Below are 18711 nucleotides of genomic sequence, written 5' to 3' on the forward strand. Positions count from 1 at the left end.
TTCGAAGTCGGTACGGGCGGCCGGGGCCGGAGCGGCCGGCCGGGGTTCGGTACTCATCCGGCGAAGCGGTCCGGGTCGGCGGCGTCCCAGTCCCGCTGCCACGATTGCGGGGCGTCCTTGAGGAGCTGGCCCGGGGTCAGCCACTCGTGCAGCTCGGCGTAGCTGCGCACGGTGTGCGGGTCGATGCGGTGCAGGAGCATGTGCGGTGCCAGCTCGGACCGGTCGGTGACGCCCATCGAGGCCATGAGCTGGAGCGCGCTCTTGACGGTGGCCTCCTGGAAGCGCTGCACCCGGTGGGACTTGTCGCCGACGTCCAGGGCGTGGGCGAGCTTCGGATCCTGGGTGGCGACGCCGACCGGGCAGGTGTTGGTGTGGCAGCGCTGGGCCTGGATGCAGCCGACCGCGAACATCATGGCCCGGGCCGCGTTGGTGTAGTCCGCTCCCTGGAGCAGGCGCTTGACCAGGTCGCTGCCGGTGGCGACCTTGCCGCTGGCGCCTATCTTGATCCGGTCCCGGAGCCCGGCGCCGACCAGGGCGTTGTGCACGGTGATCAGGCCCTCGGTCAGCGGCAGGCCGACATTGTCGGCGAACTCCAGCGGCGCCGCGCCGGTGCCGCCCTCGGCACCGTCGACCACGATGAAGTCCGGCGTCACGTCCTCGGCCAGCATCGCCTTGCAGACGGCCAGGAACTCCCGGCGCGAGCCCACGCAGAGCTTGAAGCCCACCGGCTTGCCGCCCGCCAACTCCCGCATCCGGTCCAGGAACCGGACCAGCTCCCTCGGGGTGGAGAACACCCGGTGGTACGGGGGCGAGGTCACCGTCTGCCCCTGGGGCACGCCGCGGACCTTGGCGATCTCGGCCGTGACCTTCGGTCCCGGCAGTACGCCCCCGATGCCGGGCTTGGCGCCCTGACTGAGCTTGAGGGAAACGCATTTGACCTGCTCGTGGGCCGCCTTCTCGGCGAACAGCTTCTCGTCGAAGCCGCCGTCCTCGGTGCGGCAGCCGAAGTAGCCGGTGCCGATCTCCCAGATCAGGTCCCCGCCGGGGCGCAGGTGGTACTCGGACAGGCCGCCCTCACCGGTGTCGTGGGCGAAACCCCCCAGGGCGGCACCGGTGTTCAGCGCCAGCAGGGCGTTGGACGACAGGGCGCCGAAGCTCATCGCGGACACGTTCAACAGGGCCATGTCGTAGGGCTGGGTGCACTTGGCGCCGCCGATCCGCACCCGGGGCGCGTCCTCGGGCACCGGCCGCGGAACCATCGAGGGAACCAGGTACTCGCTGCCCGGCTGGTAGAGATCCCGCTCGGTGCCGAACGGCTCCTCCGCGGCGGTGCCCTTGGCGCGCTCGTAGACGATGCTGCGGGTGTCGCGGTCGAAGGGGCGGCCGTCGAAGTTGCGCTCGATGAAGTACTGCTGCAGCTCCGGGCGCACGTCCTCCAGCAGGAACCGAAGATGGCCCAGCACCGGATAGTTGCGCAGCACCGAGTGCTTCCGTTGCAACAGGTCCCACACCGCCAGTACCAGAACCGCAGTCAGCACACCTGCGGCGGTCCACCACCACGGCGACAGGAGGACCGCCGCCACCACCGAGCCGGCCATCAACGAGCCGGCAAACGCAACCACCAGAGTTTTCAGCACAGCTACCCCTTGCCCCCGGACCAGGAGCACAAGCAGCTCATGTTCGAACCGTTGCCTTGAGCGCCGACCGGGGGTCAGGCGGCGAAACCGCCGTCCACGGCAATGGAGGCACCGGTGACGTACCGGCCGCCGGCGCCCGGGCCGTCGGCGGGGTTCACGTCGGTCTCGATCGGCCTCGTGCGTCCCGGGCCAGGAGTCCGGCGCTGGTCGGACGTCGCGCTGGACGCGTGATGCGGGCCGCCGGGGACGCGGCCGGGGATGGCTGGTTTGCTGACCGGTGGTCACCGGCCCCCTTCCGGTGGTGCGGCCGGGGTGCTGTCATGGCAGGAGTCGACATCGGGGGTTGACATGCCGCTGATCGTGATCATCGCCGGGTGCTGGGCCGCAGCCGTCGCGCTGACCGGCCGCTGTGGAGCCAGGACCGGCGAGGGGCGCATGTGCCGCAACCGGGCCAGAGGTCTGCTCTCCCGCTGCCCCGACCATCCGCGGCACCTGCTCACCTTCGCCGACCTGGGCGCCGTCGTCCTGGCGATCATCGGGTTCCTGATCATCACGCACAGCCATGTCCGATGAGCCCCCGCGCCGGGCCGCCGGAACGAGCACGGCAGGGGCGGCCCTCGCAGACCGACTGCGGGGGCCGCCCCTGCCGTGGACGGGGTGGTGGCGGACGCGTCCTCAGTCCGCCATACCGGCCAGCTCGATGTCCACGTCGCCGACGTGCTTGCCGTGGCCGGGCTCGCACTGGCCGACCTCCTGCAGCGCCTCGGGCGGCACTCCGGCGGCGATGGCATCGGCGATGGCGGCATCCAGGACACGGCGGGTGCGGGCGTGTTCGACGGTGGCTTCCTGCACCCGGTGCAGGGCAGTGGCCTGGTCGTTCTTGTGGGTCTTGGGGAAGAGGCTCATGCGCGCCGCCTACCCGGGGACCGACCGGGCATTCGTCCTCCTTCCGTCGGCTTGTGTCGCTGACGTGCGATTTCGGGCTCCCGTGAGAGGTTGGGCACGGCCCGGCAGCAGCTCGGGGCGGTGACACGGTCCCTCGAAGGGGTGATGGACGATGACCGGCAGGGAACCCGTCGAGACGACCAGCCTGGACCGCTACGGCAATCCGGCGCTGCCCTGGAGCAGGGCCGACGAGGCGCTGGGCGCCTCCATGCCGAGCCAGGCGGTCACGTCCTTCCTCGGGACGGTCCGCCCGGACGGCCGCCCGTGCGCCGCGGGCGTCGGGGCGGTGTGGCTCGGCGGCGACGTGTACTTCACCAGCAGCCCCGATGCGCGCAAGGCCCGCAATCTGGCGGCGAATCCGGCGTGCACGTTCTCGGTGCGGCTGGAGGGCATCGACATCGTGGCCGAGGGCGAGGCCGCGCGCGTCACCGACCAGGACACGCTGGAGCAGGTCTCGGCCATCTACCGGCAGGCGGGATGGCCCGCCGAGGTGGCGGACAGCGCCTTCACCGCGCCCTTCAGCGCCCCCAGCGCCGGCCCGCCGCCGTGGCACCTGTACCGGATGCGGATCAGCACCGCCTTCGGCGTCGCCACCCGCGAACCCGCTGGTGCGACCCGGTGGCGCTTCGAGGACTGAGAGGACCGGGAGGGCTGGTTGCCCCGCCCGAGGAATCCCCTGGCGGACCGCGGCGACCACTGATACCTTGCCGGTGGCCGTGCGAGAGAACGAGGAGGTGGTACCCGTGAACGCTGTATCGACATGGGTGCTCCCCTCCGGGGTCACGGCCGGGCGATAGGTCGTCCGGGAGCGCCTTCACGAGCACTCCCGAAAGGCACGACCATGCAGTTCACTTCTGAGCAGCGCCTCGACGACGGCGTCCTCGAACGCGCCTTCACCCTCGGCGAGGTCCCCGGCGTCCTGTGGACGTCCGGAACCGGCCCCGCCCCGCTGATCCTCAGCGGCCACAACGGCGGCCTGCACAAGCGGAACCCGCGGCTGGTGGCCCGGGCCCGGCACTACGCGGCGGAGTACGGCTACGCGGTGGCCGCCATCGACCACCCCGGGCACGGTGACCGCCCCCGCTCCGCCGCCGACGAGCAGCACCGCGCCGACCTCCGCCGGGCGATCCAGGCCGGTGAGCCGGTCGACGGCATCGTCGACGCCTTCATCGTCCCGCTGGTCGACAGGGCCGTCCCGGAGTGGCAGGCCACCCTGGACGCGCTCCTCTCCCTGCCCGAGATCGCCGGCCCGGTCGGGTACTCGGGGATGACCGCCGTCGGCATCCGGCTGGCGGTGGTCGAGCCGCGCATCTCGGCCGCGGGATTCTTCGCCGGGGGCTTCGTGCCCCGCGTCCTGCGCGAGGAGGCCCGGCAGGTCACCCTTCCGCTGCAGTTCCTGCTGCAGTGGGACGACGAAGGGAACGACCGGCAGCAGGCCCTGGACCTGTTCGACGCCTTCGGCTCCGAGGAGAAGACGCTGCACGCCAACCTGGGCGGGCACGCCGGCACCCCGTGGTTCGAGGTGGACGACGGAGCCCGGTTCTTCGCCCGGCACCTGACGTGAGCCCGGCCTGACGGGCAGGCGCACAGCCGCCCGACCGGGCGGTACCGGCCTTCGGCGGTACCGCCCGGTCGGGCCGTCGCCGGGCGGCAACCGGTGTTCCGCCCTGACTGTCGGAGCTGCCCTCTATCATCGACTGGTCACCACGTGGTCGAGGCGGAGGCGGTGAAAGGTGTTCTCGGTGGATTCCAAGCCGTCCGAGCACGCATGGGTGCTCGCTTTGCGGGGCGAGCTGGACTTCCACAGCGTCGTCCAGCTGCGGGAGGCCGCTGACGCGGTGCTCGCCGAGCCGCAGCCGGCGCCGCTGGTGGTGGTCGACTGCACCGCGCTGGAGTATTGCGACTCGACCGGCATCACCGGCTTGATCCAGATCCACCAGCGGCTGGCCGGGCACGGCGGCGTCCTGCGCCTGGCCGCGGTGCCCGCCTCGGTGGCGCGGATCTTCGAGCTGACCGGTCTGGACCAGGTGATCGCCGTGCACGGCACGGCGTACGATGCGCTGTCCGCCGAAGACGGCGCACAGGAACCCCACAGCCAGGACCCGGCGTCCCTGGCGCATGTGGCAGGCGAGAGGTAGCAGGCGATGACCCGCGTTCCCGAGCAGCAGCCCGCGCCGGACGCCGGTCCCGCCGCCGACCCGGGCGCCGACGGCGGGGCGGAACAGGACCTCCGGGCCCTGTTCGGCCAGTCCAGCGCGGTGTTCGCCTCGCTGGCGGGCCCCGCGCACATGGTGGAGGCGGCGAACGCGGCCTTCTTCGCCGCCATCGGCGGCGGCGACCGGGCACGCGTCGGCGTGCCGGTGGAGCAGCTGATACCGGAACTCGCCGAACAGGGCTTCCTCGCGCTGCTGAACCGGGTCTACCGCACCGGTGAGCGCCACATCGGGCATGACGCACGCATCCTGCTGGGCGTCGGCCCCGAGGCGCGGGAGGCGTTCTTCGACTTCACGTACGAACCCCGCCTGGACGCGGGCGGCAATGTGATGGGCGTGCGCGTCATCGGGGTGGAGACCACGCAGGTCAAGCAGGCCCAGCGGCTCACCGCCGGTCACCGCGCGCTGCTGGAGCAGATCGCGCGCCAGGAACCCCTGGACCGGGTGCTGCACGGCATGGCCCGCACCATCGAGGAGCTCGCGCCCGAGGACGTCCTGGTCTCGGTCCTGCTCGCCGACCCGGACGGGCGGCACCTGCGCCACGGCGCGGCCCCCAGCCTGCCCGACTTCTACAACCAGGCCATCGACGGCATCGCCACCGGCGAGGGCGTCGGCTCCTGCGGGACCGCCGCCCACCGCCGTCAGCCGGTCATCGTCACCGACATCGCCACCGACCCGTTCTGGGACGACTTCCGCGACCTGGCCGACCGGGCGCGCCTCGCGGCCTGCTGGTCCACCCCCGTCCTGGGCAGGGACGGATCGCTGCTGGGCACCTTCGCCATGTACCACCGCACCCCCCGCGCCCCGCAGGAGTCCGACCTCGCCCTGGCCCGGGTGTTCGCCGGCACGGCCGCCCTCGCCATCGAGCGGCACCGGGCCGAGGAGGCCCGCCTGGCCGCCGAGAACCGGGAGCGGGCCGCCCGCCGCGACCTGGCCTTCCTGCTGGACGCCAGTACGGTCCTGGCGTCGGACCTGGACTACACCCAGACCCTCCAGCGCTTGGCCGCCGCCTGCGTACCCGCGCTGGCGCCGCTGAGCACGGTCGACATCATCGACGCCGGCCGGGTGCGCCGCGTCGCCACGGCCGCGACCACCCGCCCGGACGAGCACCGCCTGGCCTCCCACATCCCCGTCTACGACGCCGACGACGACGCCGTCGCCCGCGTCCTGGCCTCCGGCGTGAGCGAGATCGCCCGCCGCACCCCCACCGGCCCCGGGCCCTGGCAGGACCTCAAGGTCACCGGCTACCTGTGCGTCCCGCTGCTGGACCGGGGCACCCCCTTCGGCGCCCTGACCCTGCTCACCACCGGCGAGGACACCTTCGACGGCCACACCGTCGCCCTGGCCGAGGAACTCGCCCGCCGCGCCGCCTCGGCAGCCCTCAACGCCCGCCAGTACACCGAGCGGGTCACGCTCGCCCACGACCTGCAGGCCGGGCTGCTGCTGCCCCAGGTGCCCGAGCTGCCCGGCGCCGAACTCGCCACCTACTACCACCCGGCCGGCGAAGGGCTCGACATCGGCGGCGACTTCTACGACGTCTTCCCCCTGGGCGGGGGCACCTGGGCCTTCATGCTCGGCGACGTCTGCGGACGCGGCGCCATCGCCGCCACCACCACCGCGCTGGTCCGCAACACCGCCCGCGCCGTCGCCCCGCTGCTGCCCGGCCCGGACGCCGTCGTCCGCGCCGTCAACAGAGCCCTCCTCGACCGCCCCGACAGCCACGGAACCGGCTTCGTCACGCTCCTGTACGGCCACCTCACCCCGGCCGCCCGGGGCGGCCTCGACATCACCCTGGTCCGGGCCGGCCACACCTTCCCGCTGCACGTCGACGCCGACCGCTCGGCCCGCTTCGTCAACAGCCAGGGCCTGCTGCTCGGCATCACCACCGACCCGCACCTGCCCACCCACCAGCTGCACCTCCGCCCGTCCGAGAGCCTGCTGCTCTACACCGACGGCATCACCGAGGCCCGCGACCCCGACGGGGAGCAGTTCGGCGAGGAACGCCTCGCCCAGGCCCTGACCGGCGTACCGGCCCACAGCGCGCAGGAGGTCGTCGACGCCGTCAACGGCGCCGTGCGGGCCTTCACCGGCGGCATCGACATCGACGACGACCAGGCCCTCCTCGTCCTGACCGCGACCGGCGCGGCCGGGGCGTGACGGCGGACCGGCGTCCGGCTAGCCCTGCTGCTCCCCGGCCCCCGGGCCGAGGCCGTGGATCCGGGTGAGCCCGGAGAGCCCGGAGATGTCCAGGAGCGGGCCGAGGAGCGGATTGGCGACGAGCTCGATCCGCTCGGCCCGGGCGAACAGCACGGTCAGCCCCGCGCTGTCCAGGTACTCGACCGCGCTCAGGTCGACCGTCAGGGCGGTGGCGGACGCCGTCGCTTCGTCGATGGCGGCGGCGAAGGACTCGACATTGCTCATGTCGATCTCACCCGCGGCCTCCAGGACGTGCGAGCCGTCGGCGCGGCGGACAGTGGTGAGGGTCAGTGGGGTGGTCATCAGGCGATCCTCGTATGCATGTCGACGGTCGTGCCGGACTCGCCGGGAGTGATGGTGACGTGCTGCATCATCGCGCGCATCAGCGTGACGCCCCGTCCTCGGTGCGCGTTCGCCTCGGGCTGGGGCACCTTCCACTGACCGCTGTCGGCGACGGTCAGCGTGAGGTCGTCCACCGTGGCGGCGGCCCGCAGGCTGATCCTGGCGCCCGCGGCATGCCGATGGCCGTGCTCGATGGCGTTGGCGCACGCCTCGCCCGCGGCCACCAGAACGTTCTGCACGGTCTGCGCGGGCAGCCCGCACTGGTCCAGCCAGCCCCTCAACGCCCGGCGCACCGGCGCCAGTTGGGAGGACTCGGCGGGAAACGACACATCCAGCGGCGCCGGGTGGCGGTACAGGAGCAGGGCGACGTCGTCGTCGTATCCGCCCTCGGGGGCAAGGACGGTCATGACCCCGCTGGCGAGTTCGTCCACCGGCGTCGCGCGGCCGTCCTGCACCGCGGAACTCGCCCGGTCTATGCCGTCGCTCAGGGAGCGGCGGCGGCGCTCGACCAGGCCGTCGGTGTAGAGCATGAGGGTGGCGCGCGGCGGCATGGTGCGCTGCGCCTCGGGCCGTCGGGCGCCGACCCGGACCGCCAGCGGAGTGGAGCGGCCGTCCTCCAGCAGATGCGTGGTGCCGTCCGCGTGGGCGAGGATGCCCGGCGGGTGGCCGGCACTGGAGTAGGTGAGGGCCCCGGTCGCGGGGTCCAGTATGCCGCAGAAGACCGTGGTGCACAGGGCTCCCGGGATGCCCGCGGCGAACCGGTCCAGGGCCATCAGGGTCTGGGCGGGCCCGGTGTCCTGCAGCAGCAGGGCGCGGCAGGCGCTGCGCAGCTGGCCCATGACGGTCGCCGCTTCCAGCCCCCGGCCGACGCAGTCGCCCACGACGATGCCGATCCGGCTGTCGGGGAGCTCGACGGTGTCGTACCAGTCGCCGCCGACCTCCAGCGGGCGGGCGGCCGGCTCGTAGCGCACCGCGAAGCCGACGGGGAGGTGCGAGGGCCCCAGGATGGCGCGCTGGAGGGCGATCGCCGTCTCCCGCTGCTGGTCGATCTGGTGGGCGCGGGTCAGCCCCTGCGCGAGCCTGCCGGCCAGCAGGGAGAGCAGCACCTGGTCCTGGTCGGCGAAGGGAAGCCGCTCGCCGGGGCCCACCCAGACCACGAGCTGCCCCTCCGGGTGCTCCAGCACGATCGCGCCGCCGTCGCCGTGGTGGACGGACGGGGTCAGCAGCGGCTGCCGGTGCAGGCCGGTCAGGACCGCCCGGCGCTCGGCCGACAGGTCGTCCCAGCCGAGACCGGGCTCCGTGGCGGTCAGCCGCACGCCTCCCGCGTCGGTGAACAGCGCCGCGACGACCGACTGCACCCGCCAGATCGCCTGCAGTTCCGTCAGAGCCGCTGCCAGCGCCTCCGGCAGGCTCGTCGCCTCCGCCAGGCGCAGGCTCAGCGCGGCCATGGCCGTCTCCCGCTGGATGGCGTAGCGCTCCGCGGTCACGTCGCGGAAGGTCCCGACCGCCAGTCGGCGGCTGGTGTCCGGGTCCTGGACCTGGTTGAAGGTGGCGCTCACCCACACGTGCCGGCCGTCGCGGTGGACGACCGGCAGGACGTAGCTGCCGCTGCGGGCGGTGAGCAGCTCCGCGAACGCCCTGTCCGTCTGCCCGTACCCCTGGGGATCGGCTGCGGCGGTGGGCATCCAGGGGTACGGGTAGGCGTAGGGCAGCCCCTCGGGGCCGAAGCCGAGGATGTCGGTGAAGGCGGTGTTGGCCTCGATCACCGAGCCCTGTTCGTCGCAGACGAAGAACGCCTCCTGCAGGGAGTCGACGAGGGCGGCGCGCCAGCGGGCGTGGTGGCTGCGCAGCCGCGCCAGCTCGATGTTGGCGCGGATCCGCGCCAGCAGTTCGGCCGCGGCGAACGGCTTGACCAGGTAGTCGTCGGCTCCGGCCTCAAGCCCTTCGATGGAGGCGTCCTGCCCCGCGCGGGCGGAGAGCAGCAGCACCGGCACCCCGGCGGTCCGCTGGTCCGTGCGCAGGGCGGCGACCAGCGCCAGGCCGTCCAGCCGGGGCATCATCACGTCGCTGACCACCAGGTCGGGGGCGTCCGCGCGGACGGCCTCGAGCGCCGCCTGGCCGTCGTTCACGGAGTCGACCTGGTAGCCGGCGCCTTTCAGCAGGCGCACCAGGTACTCGCGCATGTCGGCGTTGTCGTCGGCGACCAGGACCCGGGCCGGGACGGCGGGCCCGGCGGCCCCGGCACCCACCGCCTCCGCACCGGCCGCAGCGGGCCCGGACTCGGGCAGGGCGCCGCCCTCGGGCAGCCAGCGCAGCGCCTCCTGGACGAAGGGGGCGGCGCCGGACGACACGGCCGTCGTGTCGGTGGCCGGGGCGATGTTGTCGGGGGGCAGGTGGGCGCTGCCGAGCGGCAGCCGGATGGTGAAGGCCGTCCCCTGTCCGGCGACACTGTCGGCGGTGATGGTGCCGCCGTGCAGCTGGACCAGCTCCTGGACCAGCGCGAGCCCGATGCCGCTGCCCTCATTCGAACGCGAACGGGCGTTCTCGATCCGGTGGAAGCGTTCGAACAGCCGAGGAATCTCCTCCTCGGCCACCCCGATACCGGTGTCGGCGACGGTGACGACCGCCTGACCGTCCTCGTGGCGCAGCCCGACCCGGATCGAGCCCTCGAACGTGAACTTCAGGGCGTTGCTGAGGAGGTTGAGGACGACCTTCTCCCACATGCCCTGGTCCACGTAGACCGGCTCGGGCAGCGGTCGGCAGTCGACCTCGAGGGCCAGGCCGGCCCGGTCGACGGCGGACCGGAACACGCTGGCCAGCTCGGCCGTCGCGGCCGCCAGGTCCAGCGGCTCGAACACGGCCTGCATGCGGCCGGCCTCGATGCGGGAGAAGTCCAGCAGGGTGTTGACCAGCTTGCCCAGCCGCAGGCCATTGCGGTGGATGACCTCCAGCTCCTCGTGCGCCTGCGGATCGTCCTCGGGCAGCCGGCCCCGCAGCTGCTCCAGCGGCCCCATGATCAGCGTGAGGGGCGTGCGGAACTCGTGGCTGACGTTGGAGAAGAAGGCAGTCTTGGCCCGGTCCAGCTCCATCAGCTCCTCGGCCCGCCGCTGCTGGGCGTGGTAGCTGCGGGCGCTGCCGATGCCCGCCGCGATGTGCCCGGAGGCCAGCTCGACGAAGCCCCGGTAGGCGTCGTCCAGCGGGCGGTACCGGTTCAGTGCGGCCACCAGGAAGCCGTACGGCACGCTGCCCTGCTGCACCAGCGGCACCACCAGGGCCTGGGCCGGCGGCTCCGGCCAGCCGCCCGTGGGCAGGGCATCGCCGTGCTCGGCGCCGAGCTCGACGAGCACAGCCTCACCGTGAGCCAGCGCGGCGACCGGCCAGATCGCGTCCGGGTCCGCGATCGGCAGCGTCGCCGGGGCGGCGGCGTGCCCGGCGGCGATGCCGGTGGCGGCCGCCAGACGCGCGCAGCCCGCGTCCTGCGCCCCGTCCTCCAGCAGGTAGGTCAGGGTGAAGGGCAGGTCGTGCTGGTTCCGGCCGAGCTGGTGCCCGGCGAAGGCCAGCATCTCCTGCTCGGTGCGGACCACGCTGGGGTCCGAGCCGAGATCCCGCAGCGTCGCCATCCGCCGCTCGCCGATGACCCGCTCGGTGTCCTCGCTCACCACGCACAGCATGCCGACGACCGTGCCGAGGTCGTCCCTCAGCGGGCTGTAGGAGAACGTGTGGTAGGTCTCCTCCGGATAGCCCGAGCGCTCCAGGAACAGCAGCAGCGCCTCGTCCCAGGTGGCCTCGCCCGTGGTCATCACGGTGTCGATGCGCGGGCCGATGTCCTGCCAGATCTCCGCCCACACCTCGCTGGCCGGCCGGCCCAGCGCCCAGGGGTACTTGCGGCCCAGCGTGTCCCGTCGGTAGGCCGCGTTGCAGAAGAACGTCAGCTGCGGCCCCCAGGCCATCCACATCGGGAACCGGGACGACAGCAGGATGTCCACCGCCGTGCGCAGACTCTGCGGCCAGGCCGCCGGAGGCCCCAGCGGCGTCGCCGACCAGTCCAGCGCGGCCAGGTCACGACCGATCGTGGGGTCGGCCGCGAACACCCCCGCCCCAGCGGCAGCCGGTACCGCGGGCCCAGCGCTTTCAGAACGCACTCAAGGACACCTTTCGCTTACACCCACGGCTTGCCGGCGCTACCGTTCCCGCTCCTGAAAGCCCCCGGGTGCACCGACTCGTCGTCGCTGCTTCCCCGGCCCGGCACAGGTCGGGAATGTCGTCCGCCCCCCAGGCGAAGCGGATCAGTACGATATTCTAGGTGCTCACACTGACCGGCAGTGGCTGCCTCCTCCACCGGGAACCCACCCCGTCCGTCGGACAGCCCACCGCCCAGGAGTTCCGGTGACCGAACGCCCCCTGACCACCGCCCTGCAGGTGCTCCCCGGCGGGCACTGCCTGATCACCGTGGACGGCGAGCTGGACCACCACACGGCCCCGCAGCTGCGAGCCGCCCTGGACGAGGTGGCCTTCGGCCCGGGGTCTCTGCTGGTCATCGACCTCACCCGGCTGACCTACTGCGACTCCACCGGCATCACCGCCATGGTCACCGCCCACCAGCGGGCCCAGCGAGCCGGAGGGCTGCTCACCCTGGCAGGGCTGAGCCAGGAACTCCGCCGGGTTTTCGAAATCGTCGGACTCGACCAGTTCTTCTCCATCCGGCCCACGGTGGCGGACGCCATCGAGACCGCCCCCGGCCGGGGAACGGCCCCGGAAGCGCCGTAGCCCGACCGGACGAGGTCCCGGTCTCGTCCGTTCCACCGCCCCTCAGTCCGTCGGCGGGACGGGACCGCCGATGCCCTGGTGAAGGTTCTCGAGCCGTTCGAGGATGCCGCGCAGCTCGGTGAGATCTTCGGCGGGCAGCGCGCGAAGCGCCGCCGGCGGGCGGGCGATGATGCCCTGGGCCGTGCCCACCGCCTCGCGCCCCGGCCCGGTCAGGGTCACCAGTTTGCGGCGCCGGTCACCCTCGTCGTCGGCGCGCGAGACCAGCCCGAGGGCTTGCAGCTCGTTGACGATGAGCGTGGTGTACGGGGGGTCGAGGCTTGCGGCCTGGGCGAGTCGCGCGAGGCTGAGCGGTCCGTCGGCCAGCGCGAGCAGGGCCTTGACCCGTCCGGAGCCGCGGCCCAGCGCGAGTGTCCGACGCAGCTCCTCGGTCGGGTCGAAGCCGCGGACGAACGCGGACATGAGCGCCCAGACGGAGCCCGCGAGATCGTCCGCCGTCGTCCCAGGGCCCGTCGCCGCTGAGGGGTGGTCGTGTGCCGACACGGGTGTCCTTCCTCCGAAAACGCTGATAGTTTTAAACATATAAGGGAATTCTACCGTGCGAGGCAGCCATGTCTGTACCAGACCCGACGCTCCCCACCCCGACGTCCAGTACAGCGACTGATCGGGCCGACTACCTGGCATCGCTTCTCGCGGCGCTGCCTGCGGACGTACGCCAACGGCTCCAGGAGATCGGCGCGTTCTCGATCAACGAGGGAAACCTGGCGGCCATGCGCCAGCGCACGCTGCGCTCGCCGGGCACTCCGTCGAACGCCGTCGAGCACACCGACCGGCTGGTACCCGCGGCACCCGGCGACCCGGACGTCCCCGTGCGGCTGCACCGCGCGCACGACGCGACCACTGGGCTGCCCTGCCTGGTCTCGATCCACGGCGGGGGCTATGTGATCGGCTCACATCTCGGCGATGACGGACGGTTCGACCGCTGGTGCACCGCGCTGACGTGCGTCGGCGTCTCGGTCGGCTACCGCCTCGCCCCCGAGACCCCCTACCCGGGCCCGCTCGAGGACTGCTACGCCGCGCTGGCCTGGGTCCACCGGAACGCGGCCGAACTCGGTGTCGACCCCGACCGGATCGGCGTCATCGGCGGCAGCGCGGGCGGCGGCCTGGCCGCCGGTCTGGCTCTGCTCGCCCGTGACCGGGGCGAGATCCCGGTCGGCTTCCAGGTGTTGAGCTACCCGATGCTCGACGATCGGCTGCAGACCGCCTCGGGCCGGGCCGGCGCCCCGCTGTGGGACGCCGCCACCAACCAGTACGGCTGGCAGGCGTACCTCGGCGGCTACGGCGCGGGCCAGGCGATCCCCGGCTACGCGGTGCCCGCGCGGGCGCACGATCTCAGGGGCCTGCCACCGGCCTTCGTCACGGTGGGCAATCTGGACGGGCTGCTGGACGAGGACCTCGACTACGCTCGTCGGCTGATCGCCGCCGGTGTCCCGACCGACCTGCACGTCTTCGCCGACGGACCGCACGCGTTCGACAGCATGCTGTCGGACACGGCTGTCGCCGGGCGTGCTCGCCGCGTACTCGAGGACTGGCTGCACGCCCGAATGCACCCCGGAGCCCGTCCGGGCGCCGAATGACCGGACCGGCGCGCGCCTGCCCTGGGGTCGGGGCGGGGGAGCGCTGCGACGGCCGGACCGTCGTCCGTCCGGCCGCCGCAGGCGTTCAACGGATCAACACGCGTTCAGCCACGTGGTGGTGAAGTTGTCATTGCCGCTGAGGCTGGAGGTGGAGTCGCAGAGCGTGCTGCCGCTCTGGATCTCCATCTGGTCGATGGTGTACGGGGAGCCGCTGTAGGAGCCGATGGGCTGGCCGTCCACGGTGAAGCCGGTGAAGGGGTCCGTGCCGAACTTGGTCAGGTGGTCGGCCGCCATCTCCATCACGGCCTCGGCCGAATTGTCGTCGGCCTTCAGCGACTTGGTGACGGTGTTGGTCCAGCCCTGAGTGATGTCCTTCAGCACCAGCGAGTACTTCGTGCCGGAGGTGTGGGTCACCGTGCCGGTGAACTTGTCGCCGGGCTCGACCGTCTTGTTGATGATGATCACGTTCGCCGGGTACATCTCGTACCAGGCGTAGTAGTCCGGCGTGGATCCGTCGCAGTCGCCGGAGCTTCCGGTCTGCTCGACGGTGCTGGAGTTGAAGCCGTCGATGCCGACCCACGGGGACATGTCCGTCTCGCCGTCGCTGCTGGTGCAGGTGATGGCGTTCTGAGTCCAACTCGCCGTCGCCGTGGTGAAGGTGCTGCCGGTGACCGCGTACCCGGACCAGTTGTTCGAGTAGTCGATGACGTGGCCGCCGACCTTGGCGGGGTGGGTTCCCGGGGCCGGCTTGAACAGGCCGCCGGGCATGAACGCGCTGTGCGCCTTGGGTGCGGCAGCAGGATGCGCATTGCCGGCCGCCATCGCCGGCCCGGTGAGCGCCAGCGAGCCAAGCGCCAGCGCTGCCAGGGGGATTGACCATCTTCTGACCATGGGGGAGGACTCCTCTGCGGGATGGTGGCAGCCAGGCCACGCGGCGTGATCGCCCGAATTCGGCGTGCTGGGGCATGGGGGACACTACATCTGTTCGAGGAAACTTTGAATGGCCACGGTCAACTGATGGTCAATCAGAAACTTTGTCTGCCAAAGGGCTTGAAAAGCGCGATCGAGACCGTCGGCGCACGGCAGGCGGCGTCACAGTTGCGGGCACGCTAGGACGCCTGGTTGTTCGGGCCGGGCGCACAGGCGTCCCCGCAGTGCAGCGACCACCACAACGCCTTGAATCCCGCCCACCGACGACCCGCCATGAACGCCCCCGATCAGTAGCCGTCGCCCCCAAGGGAGTTCCCGTTCCGCAGCGACCTATTCGGCGAGTTCGGCGGCGTGTCGGCACAGGGCGTGGAGGAGGGCGTCCGTCGCGGGCGTGGTGGCGCCCGGCAGGCGAACCAGGCTGACGCGGCGCCGTTCCTCGGGGAGGTCGTCGACGGTGACCAGGCGCACGCCGGGCGGCATCGCGGACAGCAGCATGGAGGAGACCGTGGTGATGCCGACGCCTGCTGCGACCAGGTGCAGTTTGGCCAGCCAGTCGCGGGTGGCGTGGTGGACCCGGGGCCGCCCGGGCAGGCCCGGCCAGATGCCCAGCAGGGGCTCCCCGGTGCTGGACGGGCTGGCGATCCAGGTCTCACCGGCGATCTGCTGAGCAGTGACGCCGGTACGGTCGGCGAACCTGCCGTCGGCCGGAACGGCCAGGACCAGATGGTCCTTCAGCAGCGGCTCCGCCGGCCGTGTCGTCAGCCCCGATACCGGCTACGACGTGCGTATGACCGAGGTCCCCGCCGAAGCAGCTGCCACTGACTGACCGCGCGCGGCCGGACGATCCCGCAACAACCTTCAGCCCCCGCTGGGTGTCAGCACACCACCGCGCACCGACGCCCGGCGGTGTCCCAGGGACGGCCGCAGATGCGGCTTGTCGCCTGCCCCCTGTCGGCGGACAGGGCTACGCTGTGACCTGCGGCCACCCCGGGACCTTCGGTCATCGACCGCAGCACGCCTGCTCCTACGACGTCTTCCGGTGATCCGATGACCACTGTCCACGCCCGTGAGGTCTCCCTGGGCGTCGAGTCGTTCGGTGACGCCGACGCGCCACTCGTCCTGCTCGCGGGCGGCACGACGATGCTCTCCTGGCCCGACGCGATCTGCGAGCGCCTCGCCGCCGGTGGCCGCCGTGTGGTGCGCTACGACCTGCGCGACAGCGGGGAGTCGACCACGGCAGATCCGCAGGCACCCGGCTACACCCTGCGCGACCTCGCCGCCGACGCGGCCGCCCTTGCTGACGCGCTCGGCGGGGCGCCTGCGCACCTCGCGGGGATCGGCGTCGGCGGGATGGTCGCCCAGGTGGCCGCCCTCGACCATCCGGGCGCCTTCTCGGCACTCACCCTGGTCGGCACCCGCGCAGTTGCTCCCGGCCCGCCCGACGACGACCTCCCCGACCACGACCAGGCGACGATGAGCCGACTGTTCGCGCGTCCCATGCCCGACTGGTCCGACCGCGAGGCGGTTGCCGAGTTCGCCGCCGCCGGGGCGGAGATCCTCGGCGACGACCCCCTCGCCGCGCGCGCCGTCGCCGCGCGCATCTGGGACCGCACGCCCGGCACCGCACCCCCGGTGCAGATGGCCAACCAGATGCGCCTGGTGTTCTCCAGGCTCGACTGCGCACCCCGCTGGCGCGAGCGCCTGCCCGAGATCGGGATCCCCACGCTCGTCGTCCACGGCCGCCGCGACCGGTTCTTCCCCGTCGGCAACGGCGAGGCGATCGCGCGCGAAATCCCCGGAGCACGGCTGCTCGTCCTCCAGGAGGCCGCCACCGCGATCCCCGACGCGGCGGTCGGCGAGGTCACCGAGGCGATGCTCGCACTCGGCTAGAATCACCGGTTCTTGAACTGCTCGATGGCCGTCCGGGTCGCCAGGGACATCGCCTCGCTCGAGGCGTGCCCGCAGTCCTCGATGATGTGCAGTTGCGCATCCGGCCACGCCTTCGCCAGCTCCCACGGCGCCTGTACCGGGCAGCTCATGTCGTGGCGGCCGTGGACGACCACCCCCGGGATCCCGGCCAGCTTGTGCGCGTTGCGCAGCAGTTGGCCCTCCTCCAGCCAAGCACAGTTGCTGAAGAAGTGGGCGCAGATGCGCACGAACGCGAGCTGCGCGTCCACCTTGCGATCGCTGTACATGCCGGGGGAGCCGTTGGGCTCGTTCGAGATGACCGCGTCCTCCCAGGCGAGCCAGGTGGCGGCGGCCTGCTCCCGGACGGCCCGGTCAGGGTTCTCCATCAGCCGCGCGTACGCCGCCAGCACGTCCCCGCCCCGCTCGCCCTCGGGGACGCCGTCGCGGAAGCGGTCCCACGCCTCGGGGCGGAACCGTCCGGCGCCTCGGTAGAGCCAGTCCACCCCGGAGCGGTCGGCCATCATCACCGCCGCGATGACGATCTCGCTGACGCGCTCGGGGTGCTGCTGTGCATAGGCCAGAACGAGCGTCGCGCCCCAGGAGCCGCCATTGAGCAGCCACTTCTCGATGCCGAGATGCTCGCGCAGCCGCTCCATGTCGTCGATCAGGTGCTGCGTGGTGTTCAGGCCCATGTCCGCCGCCGGGTCGCCGGCGTGCGGGGTACTGCGACCGCAGTTGCGCTGGTCGAAGCGGATGAGGCGGTAGGCCTCGGGATCCCAGGCCCTGGTCGGCCGTTGCGGCGCACCCGCCCCCGGGCCGCCGTGGACGTTCACGGCAGGCTTGCCTTCGGGGTTGCCGAGCTGCTCGTAGTAGATGCGGTTGCCGTCTCCGGTGTCGAGGAAACCCGCGTCGTAGGGACTTGTCGGAGGGTACACATCAACCATGACCGCCGATCCTAGGGGAGTGGCCGTCTCCGAACGGTGAAACCGCGGGAAGTTCCAGGGAGCGCTGCCCGGCTGCGGGCTGATGATGCGCTAACCAGGGCCGTGCTAACCCCAGTGCCCGGGGCCGCCGCCGCGCCAGTGGACGCGCAGTTCCGTCGCCGTCACGTCGGAGATCCCTCCGGCCCGGCACAGGCGCTCGAAGTCCCTCGCGCACCGTGCGGTGCCGATGACCGTGCCCGCCAGCTCGATGCTCCGAAACGGTGCTGTGCGCCCGTCGATGGAGTGGACCACCGGGTGCACTATCACGTCGGTCCCGGCCCGGCCGGGTCGGTTTGCTGATCGGCGGCGGGTGAAGGCAAGGACGCTCATGTCTTCCGCCTGCCCCGGCACCGCGGGCGTATGCCTGCGCGGACGTGCGGGCACGGGCTCGGACGATCGGGCCGACGGGCCCATCGTCACGCGCGGAGGTGTCCGCGGGGGCCGCCCACCGCCGTGAGCGCTGCCCTCTGGTCCGAGCGTGCGCCGGCTCTCGCATACTATGCGCGGTAGCCCTCGGATACTCGCTCCAGTCGGTACGGCCCCCGGCGACGAACCCAGGACAGTGCTGTGTGTCGGCCACCCCTCGGGGGTTGGCCTGGGAGCCCAGGGTAGGAGGAGACATTGATGGGGCACGCCGAGCCGCCGCACCTCTGCGAGGAAGGGGAGGCATGGGCTCTGACAGGTCTGCCGGGAACGGTCGGCGAGGCCCGAGCGCATGCCCGAGCCTTCCTGGAGGCCCGCCGCCGGCGTCCGAGCGCCACCGCCGAGGACGTCATGAACGCCGAGGACGTCCTGACGGTGGTGAGCGAGCTGGTGGGCAACGCGGTGCGGCACGCGCCAGGTCCCTGCACGCTGCGCCTGGTCGACCACGGTGCGACGCTGGTCGTCGAGGTCGGCGACACCAGCACCGACGTCCCCCGGCCCCGTCCGCCCGACCTGGCCACGGGCACCGGAGGCTTCGGCTGGCACCTGCTGCACCATCTGGGCACGAGCCTGACCGTCGTGCCCGGACCGGCGGGCAAGACCGTGCGCGTCGTCATGCCGGGCTCCCCGACCACCGGGGCGCGTCAACGCACCGAGCCCCGCATCCGCGAGGCCCACATCCGCGAGCCAGGCATCCGCAGCACGGACGACGGGATCCCACCCGCATGAGCAC

18 protein-coding genes and 1 pseudogene are annotated in these 18711 nt (G+C 72.3%); 9 read left to right on the forward strand and 10 right to left on the reverse strand.

The window, feature by feature from the left end:
* Positions 1-53: 53 nt before the first annotated feature.
* Together GXW83_RS14885 and GXW83_RS35325 are read right to left on the reverse strand one after the other, a co-directional pair.
* Positions 54-1598 carry an FMN-binding glutamate synthase family protein gene (locus GXW83_RS14885; protein ID WP_182447319.1) on the reverse strand — a complete coding sequence of 515 codons (1545 nt, stop codon included), beginning with the start codon at positions 1596-1598 and terminating at the stop codon, positions 54-56.
* A gap of 113 nt (positions 1599-1711) precedes the next feature.
* Positions 1712-1810, reverse strand: a pseudogene (locus tag GXW83_RS35325) (oxidoreductase); the annotation flags it as partial.
* 175 nt (positions 1811-1985) lie between these two features.
* Here GXW83_RS35325 and GXW83_RS14890 point away from each other — a divergent pair.
* Entirely contained in the window at positions 1986-2210 is a 225-nt protein-coding gene (locus GXW83_RS14890; RefSeq protein WP_182443579.1) for a hypothetical protein, read from the forward strand.
* A 102-nt stretch (positions 2211-2312) separates the two neighbouring features.
* Here the strand turns inward: GXW83_RS14890 and GXW83_RS14895 are convergent, their stop codons facing one another.
* Complete coding sequence (locus GXW83_RS14895) at positions 2313-2543, reverse strand: hypothetical protein (RefSeq protein ID WP_182443581.1); 231 nt, start codon at positions 2541-2543, stop codon at positions 2313-2315.
* Between the two features lie 151 nt (positions 2544-2694).
* On the opposite strand from GXW83_RS14895, the gene GXW83_RS14900 reads away from it, so the two are divergent.
* The 4 genes from GXW83_RS14900 to GXW83_RS14915 all read left to right on the forward strand — a co-directional run bounded on the left by GXW83_RS14900 (position 2695) and on the right by GXW83_RS14915 (position 6952).
* Complete coding sequence (locus GXW83_RS14900) at positions 2695-3219, forward strand: pyridoxamine 5'-phosphate oxidase family protein (RefSeq protein ID WP_182443583.1); 525 nt, start codon at positions 2695-2697, stop codon at positions 3217-3219.
* A 204-nt stretch (positions 3220-3423) separates the two neighbouring features.
* Complete coding sequence (locus GXW83_RS14905) at positions 3424-4146, forward strand: alpha/beta hydrolase (RefSeq protein WP_182443584.1); 723 nt, start codon at positions 3424-3426, stop codon at positions 4144-4146.
* Between the two features lie 178 nt (positions 4147-4324).
* Positions 4325-4720, forward strand: a complete 396-nt coding sequence (locus tag GXW83_RS14910; RefSeq protein ID WP_182443585.1) for an STAS domain-containing protein — start codon at positions 4325-4327, stop codon at positions 4718-4720.
* A 6-nt stretch (positions 4721-4726) separates the two neighbouring features.
* Positions 4727-6952 carry a GAF domain-containing SpoIIE family protein phosphatase gene (locus tag GXW83_RS14915; protein WP_182443586.1) on the forward strand — a complete coding sequence of 742 codons (2226 nt, stop codon included), beginning with the start codon at positions 4727-4729 and terminating at the stop codon, positions 6950-6952.
* 18 nt (positions 6953-6970) lie between these two features.
* Here GXW83_RS14915 and GXW83_RS14920 read toward each other — a convergent pair whose 3' ends face one another.
* Complete coding sequence (locus GXW83_RS14920) at positions 6971-7294, reverse strand: STAS domain-containing protein (protein WP_182443588.1); 324 nt, start codon at positions 7292-7294, stop codon at positions 6971-6973.
* Positions 7294-11289 carry a SpoIIE family protein phosphatase gene (locus GXW83_RS14925; RefSeq protein ID WP_225447484.1) on the reverse strand — a complete coding sequence of 1332 codons (3996 nt, stop codon included), beginning with the start codon at positions 11287-11289 and terminating at the stop codon, positions 7294-7296. The genes GXW83_RS14920 and GXW83_RS14925 overlap by 1 nt, the downstream gene beginning before the upstream one ends.
* A gap of 430 nt (positions 11290-11719) precedes the next feature.
* Here GXW83_RS14925 and GXW83_RS14930 point away from each other — a divergent pair, with 430 nt between their 5' ends.
* Positions 11720-12100, forward strand: coding sequence for an STAS domain-containing protein (locus tag GXW83_RS14930; RefSeq protein ID WP_225446991.1), 381 nt, complete (start codon positions 11720-11722; stop codon positions 12098-12100).
* Between the two features lie 42 nt (positions 12101-12142).
* Here GXW83_RS14930 and GXW83_RS14935 read toward each other — a convergent pair whose 3' ends face one another.
* Entirely contained in the window at positions 12143-12640 is a 498-nt protein-coding gene (locus GXW83_RS14935) for a MarR family winged helix-turn-helix transcriptional regulator (protein WP_225446992.1), read from the reverse strand.
* A 68-nt stretch (positions 12641-12708) separates the two neighbouring features.
* Here GXW83_RS14935 and GXW83_RS14940 point away from each other — a divergent pair, with 68 nt between their 5' ends.
* Positions 12709-13734 carry an alpha/beta hydrolase fold domain-containing protein gene (locus GXW83_RS14940; protein WP_182443589.1) on the forward strand — a complete coding sequence of 342 codons (1026 nt, stop codon included), beginning with the start codon at positions 12709-12711 and terminating at the stop codon, positions 13732-13734.
* A gap of 93 nt (positions 13735-13827) precedes the next feature.
* On the opposite strand, the gene GXW83_RS14945 is transcribed toward GXW83_RS14940, so the two are convergent.
* Both GXW83_RS14945 and GXW83_RS14950 read right to left on the reverse strand, forming a co-directional pair.
* Positions 13828-14625 (reverse strand): G1 family glutamic endopeptidase, encoded by a 798-nt coding sequence (locus tag GXW83_RS14945; protein WP_182443590.1) that lies wholly within the window; start codon positions 14623-14625, stop codon positions 13828-13830.
* 369 nt (positions 14626-14994) lie between these two features.
* On the reverse strand, positions 14995-15426 hold the full coding sequence (locus tag GXW83_RS14950; protein WP_182447323.1) for a LysR substrate-binding domain-containing protein: 432 nt from the start codon (positions 15424-15426) through the stop codon (positions 14995-14997).
* Between the two features lie 285 nt (positions 15427-15711).
* Here GXW83_RS14950 and GXW83_RS14955 point away from each other — a divergent pair, with 285 nt between their 5' ends.
* Positions 15712-16554 carry an alpha/beta fold hydrolase gene (locus GXW83_RS14955; RefSeq protein WP_182443591.1) on the forward strand — a complete coding sequence of 281 codons (843 nt, stop codon included), beginning with the start codon at positions 15712-15714 and terminating at the stop codon, positions 16552-16554.
* A gap of 2 nt (positions 16555-16556) precedes the next feature.
* On the opposite strand, the gene pip is transcribed toward GXW83_RS14955, so the two are convergent.
* Positions 16557-17516 carry a prolyl aminopeptidase gene (gene pip / locus GXW83_RS14960; protein WP_182443592.1) on the reverse strand — a complete coding sequence of 320 codons (960 nt, stop codon included), beginning with the start codon at positions 17514-17516 and terminating at the stop codon, positions 16557-16559.
* A gap of 105 nt (positions 17517-17621) precedes the next feature.
* On the reverse strand, positions 17622-17885 hold the full coding sequence (locus GXW83_RS14965) for a hypothetical protein (RefSeq protein WP_182443593.1): 264 nt from the start codon (positions 17883-17885) through the stop codon (positions 17622-17624).
* Between the two features lie 294 nt (positions 17886-18179).
* On the opposite strand from GXW83_RS14965, the gene GXW83_RS14970 reads away from it, so the two are divergent.
* Entirely contained in the window at positions 18180-18707 is a 528-nt protein-coding gene (locus GXW83_RS14970) for an ATP-binding protein (RefSeq protein ID WP_182443594.1), read from the forward strand.
* Positions 18708-18711: the final 4 nt, after the last annotated feature.

Origin of the sequence: Streptacidiphilus sp. PB12-B1b (assembly GCF_014084125.1) — a bacterium.
Lineage (GTDB): Bacteria > Actinomycetota > Actinomycetes > Streptomycetales > Streptomycetaceae > Streptacidiphilus.

What these genes read in the sequence shown, in the direction of transcription:
- GXW83_RS14965 (WP_182443593.1), bottom strand. Translation starts at nt 17,885, where the DNA reads ATGAGCGTCCTTGCCTTCACCCGCCGCCGATCAGCAAACCGACCCGGC.
- GXW83_RS14940 (WP_182443589.1), top strand. Translation starts at nt 12,709, where the DNA reads ATGTCTGTACCAGACCCGACGCTCCCCACCCCGACGTCCAGTACAGCG.
- GXW83_RS14925 (WP_225447484.1), bottom strand. Translation starts at nt 11,289, where the DNA reads ATGTGGATGGCCTGGGGGCCGCAGCTGACGTTCTTCTGCAACGCGGCC.
- GXW83_RS14895 (WP_182443581.1), bottom strand. Translation starts at nt 2,543, where the DNA reads ATGAGCCTCTTCCCCAAGACCCACAAGAACGACCAGGCCACTGCCCTG.
- GXW83_RS14890 (WP_182443579.1), top strand. Translation starts at nt 1,986, where the DNA reads ATGCCGCTGATCGTGATCATCGCCGGGTGCTGGGCCGCAGCCGTCGCG.
- GXW83_RS14900 (WP_182443583.1), top strand. Translation starts at nt 2,695, where the DNA reads ATGACCGGCAGGGAACCCGTCGAGACGACCAGCCTGGACCGCTACGGC.
- GXW83_RS14915 (WP_182443586.1), top strand. Translation starts at nt 4,727, where the DNA reads ATGACCCGCGTTCCCGAGCAGCAGCCCGCGCCGGACGCCGGTCCCGCC.
- GXW83_RS14885 (WP_182447319.1), bottom strand. Translation starts at nt 1,598, where the DNA reads ATGGCCGGCTCGGTGGTGGCGGCGGTCCTCCTGTCGCCGTGGTGGTGG.
- pip (WP_182443592.1), bottom strand. Translation starts at nt 17,516, where the DNA reads ATGGTTGATGTGTACCCTCCGACAAGTCCCTACGACGCGGGTTTCCTC.
- GXW83_RS14955 (WP_182443591.1), top strand. Translation starts at nt 15,712, where the DNA reads ATGACCACTGTCCACGCCCGTGAGGTCTCCCTGGGCGTCGAGTCGTTC.
- GXW83_RS14970 (WP_182443594.1), top strand. Translation starts at nt 18,180, where the DNA reads ATGGGGCACGCCGAGCCGCCGCACCTCTGCGAGGAAGGGGAGGCATGG.
- GXW83_RS14945 (WP_182443590.1), bottom strand. Translation starts at nt 14,625, where the DNA reads ATGGTCAGAAGATGGTCAATCCCCCTGGCAGCGCTGGCGCTTGGCTCG.
- GXW83_RS14905 (WP_182443584.1), top strand. Translation starts at nt 3,424, where the DNA reads ATGCAGTTCACTTCTGAGCAGCGCCTCGACGACGGCGTCCTCGAACGC.
- GXW83_RS14920 (WP_182443588.1), bottom strand. Translation starts at nt 7,294, where the DNA reads ATGACCACCCCACTGACCCTCACCACTGTCCGCCGCGCCGACGGCTCG.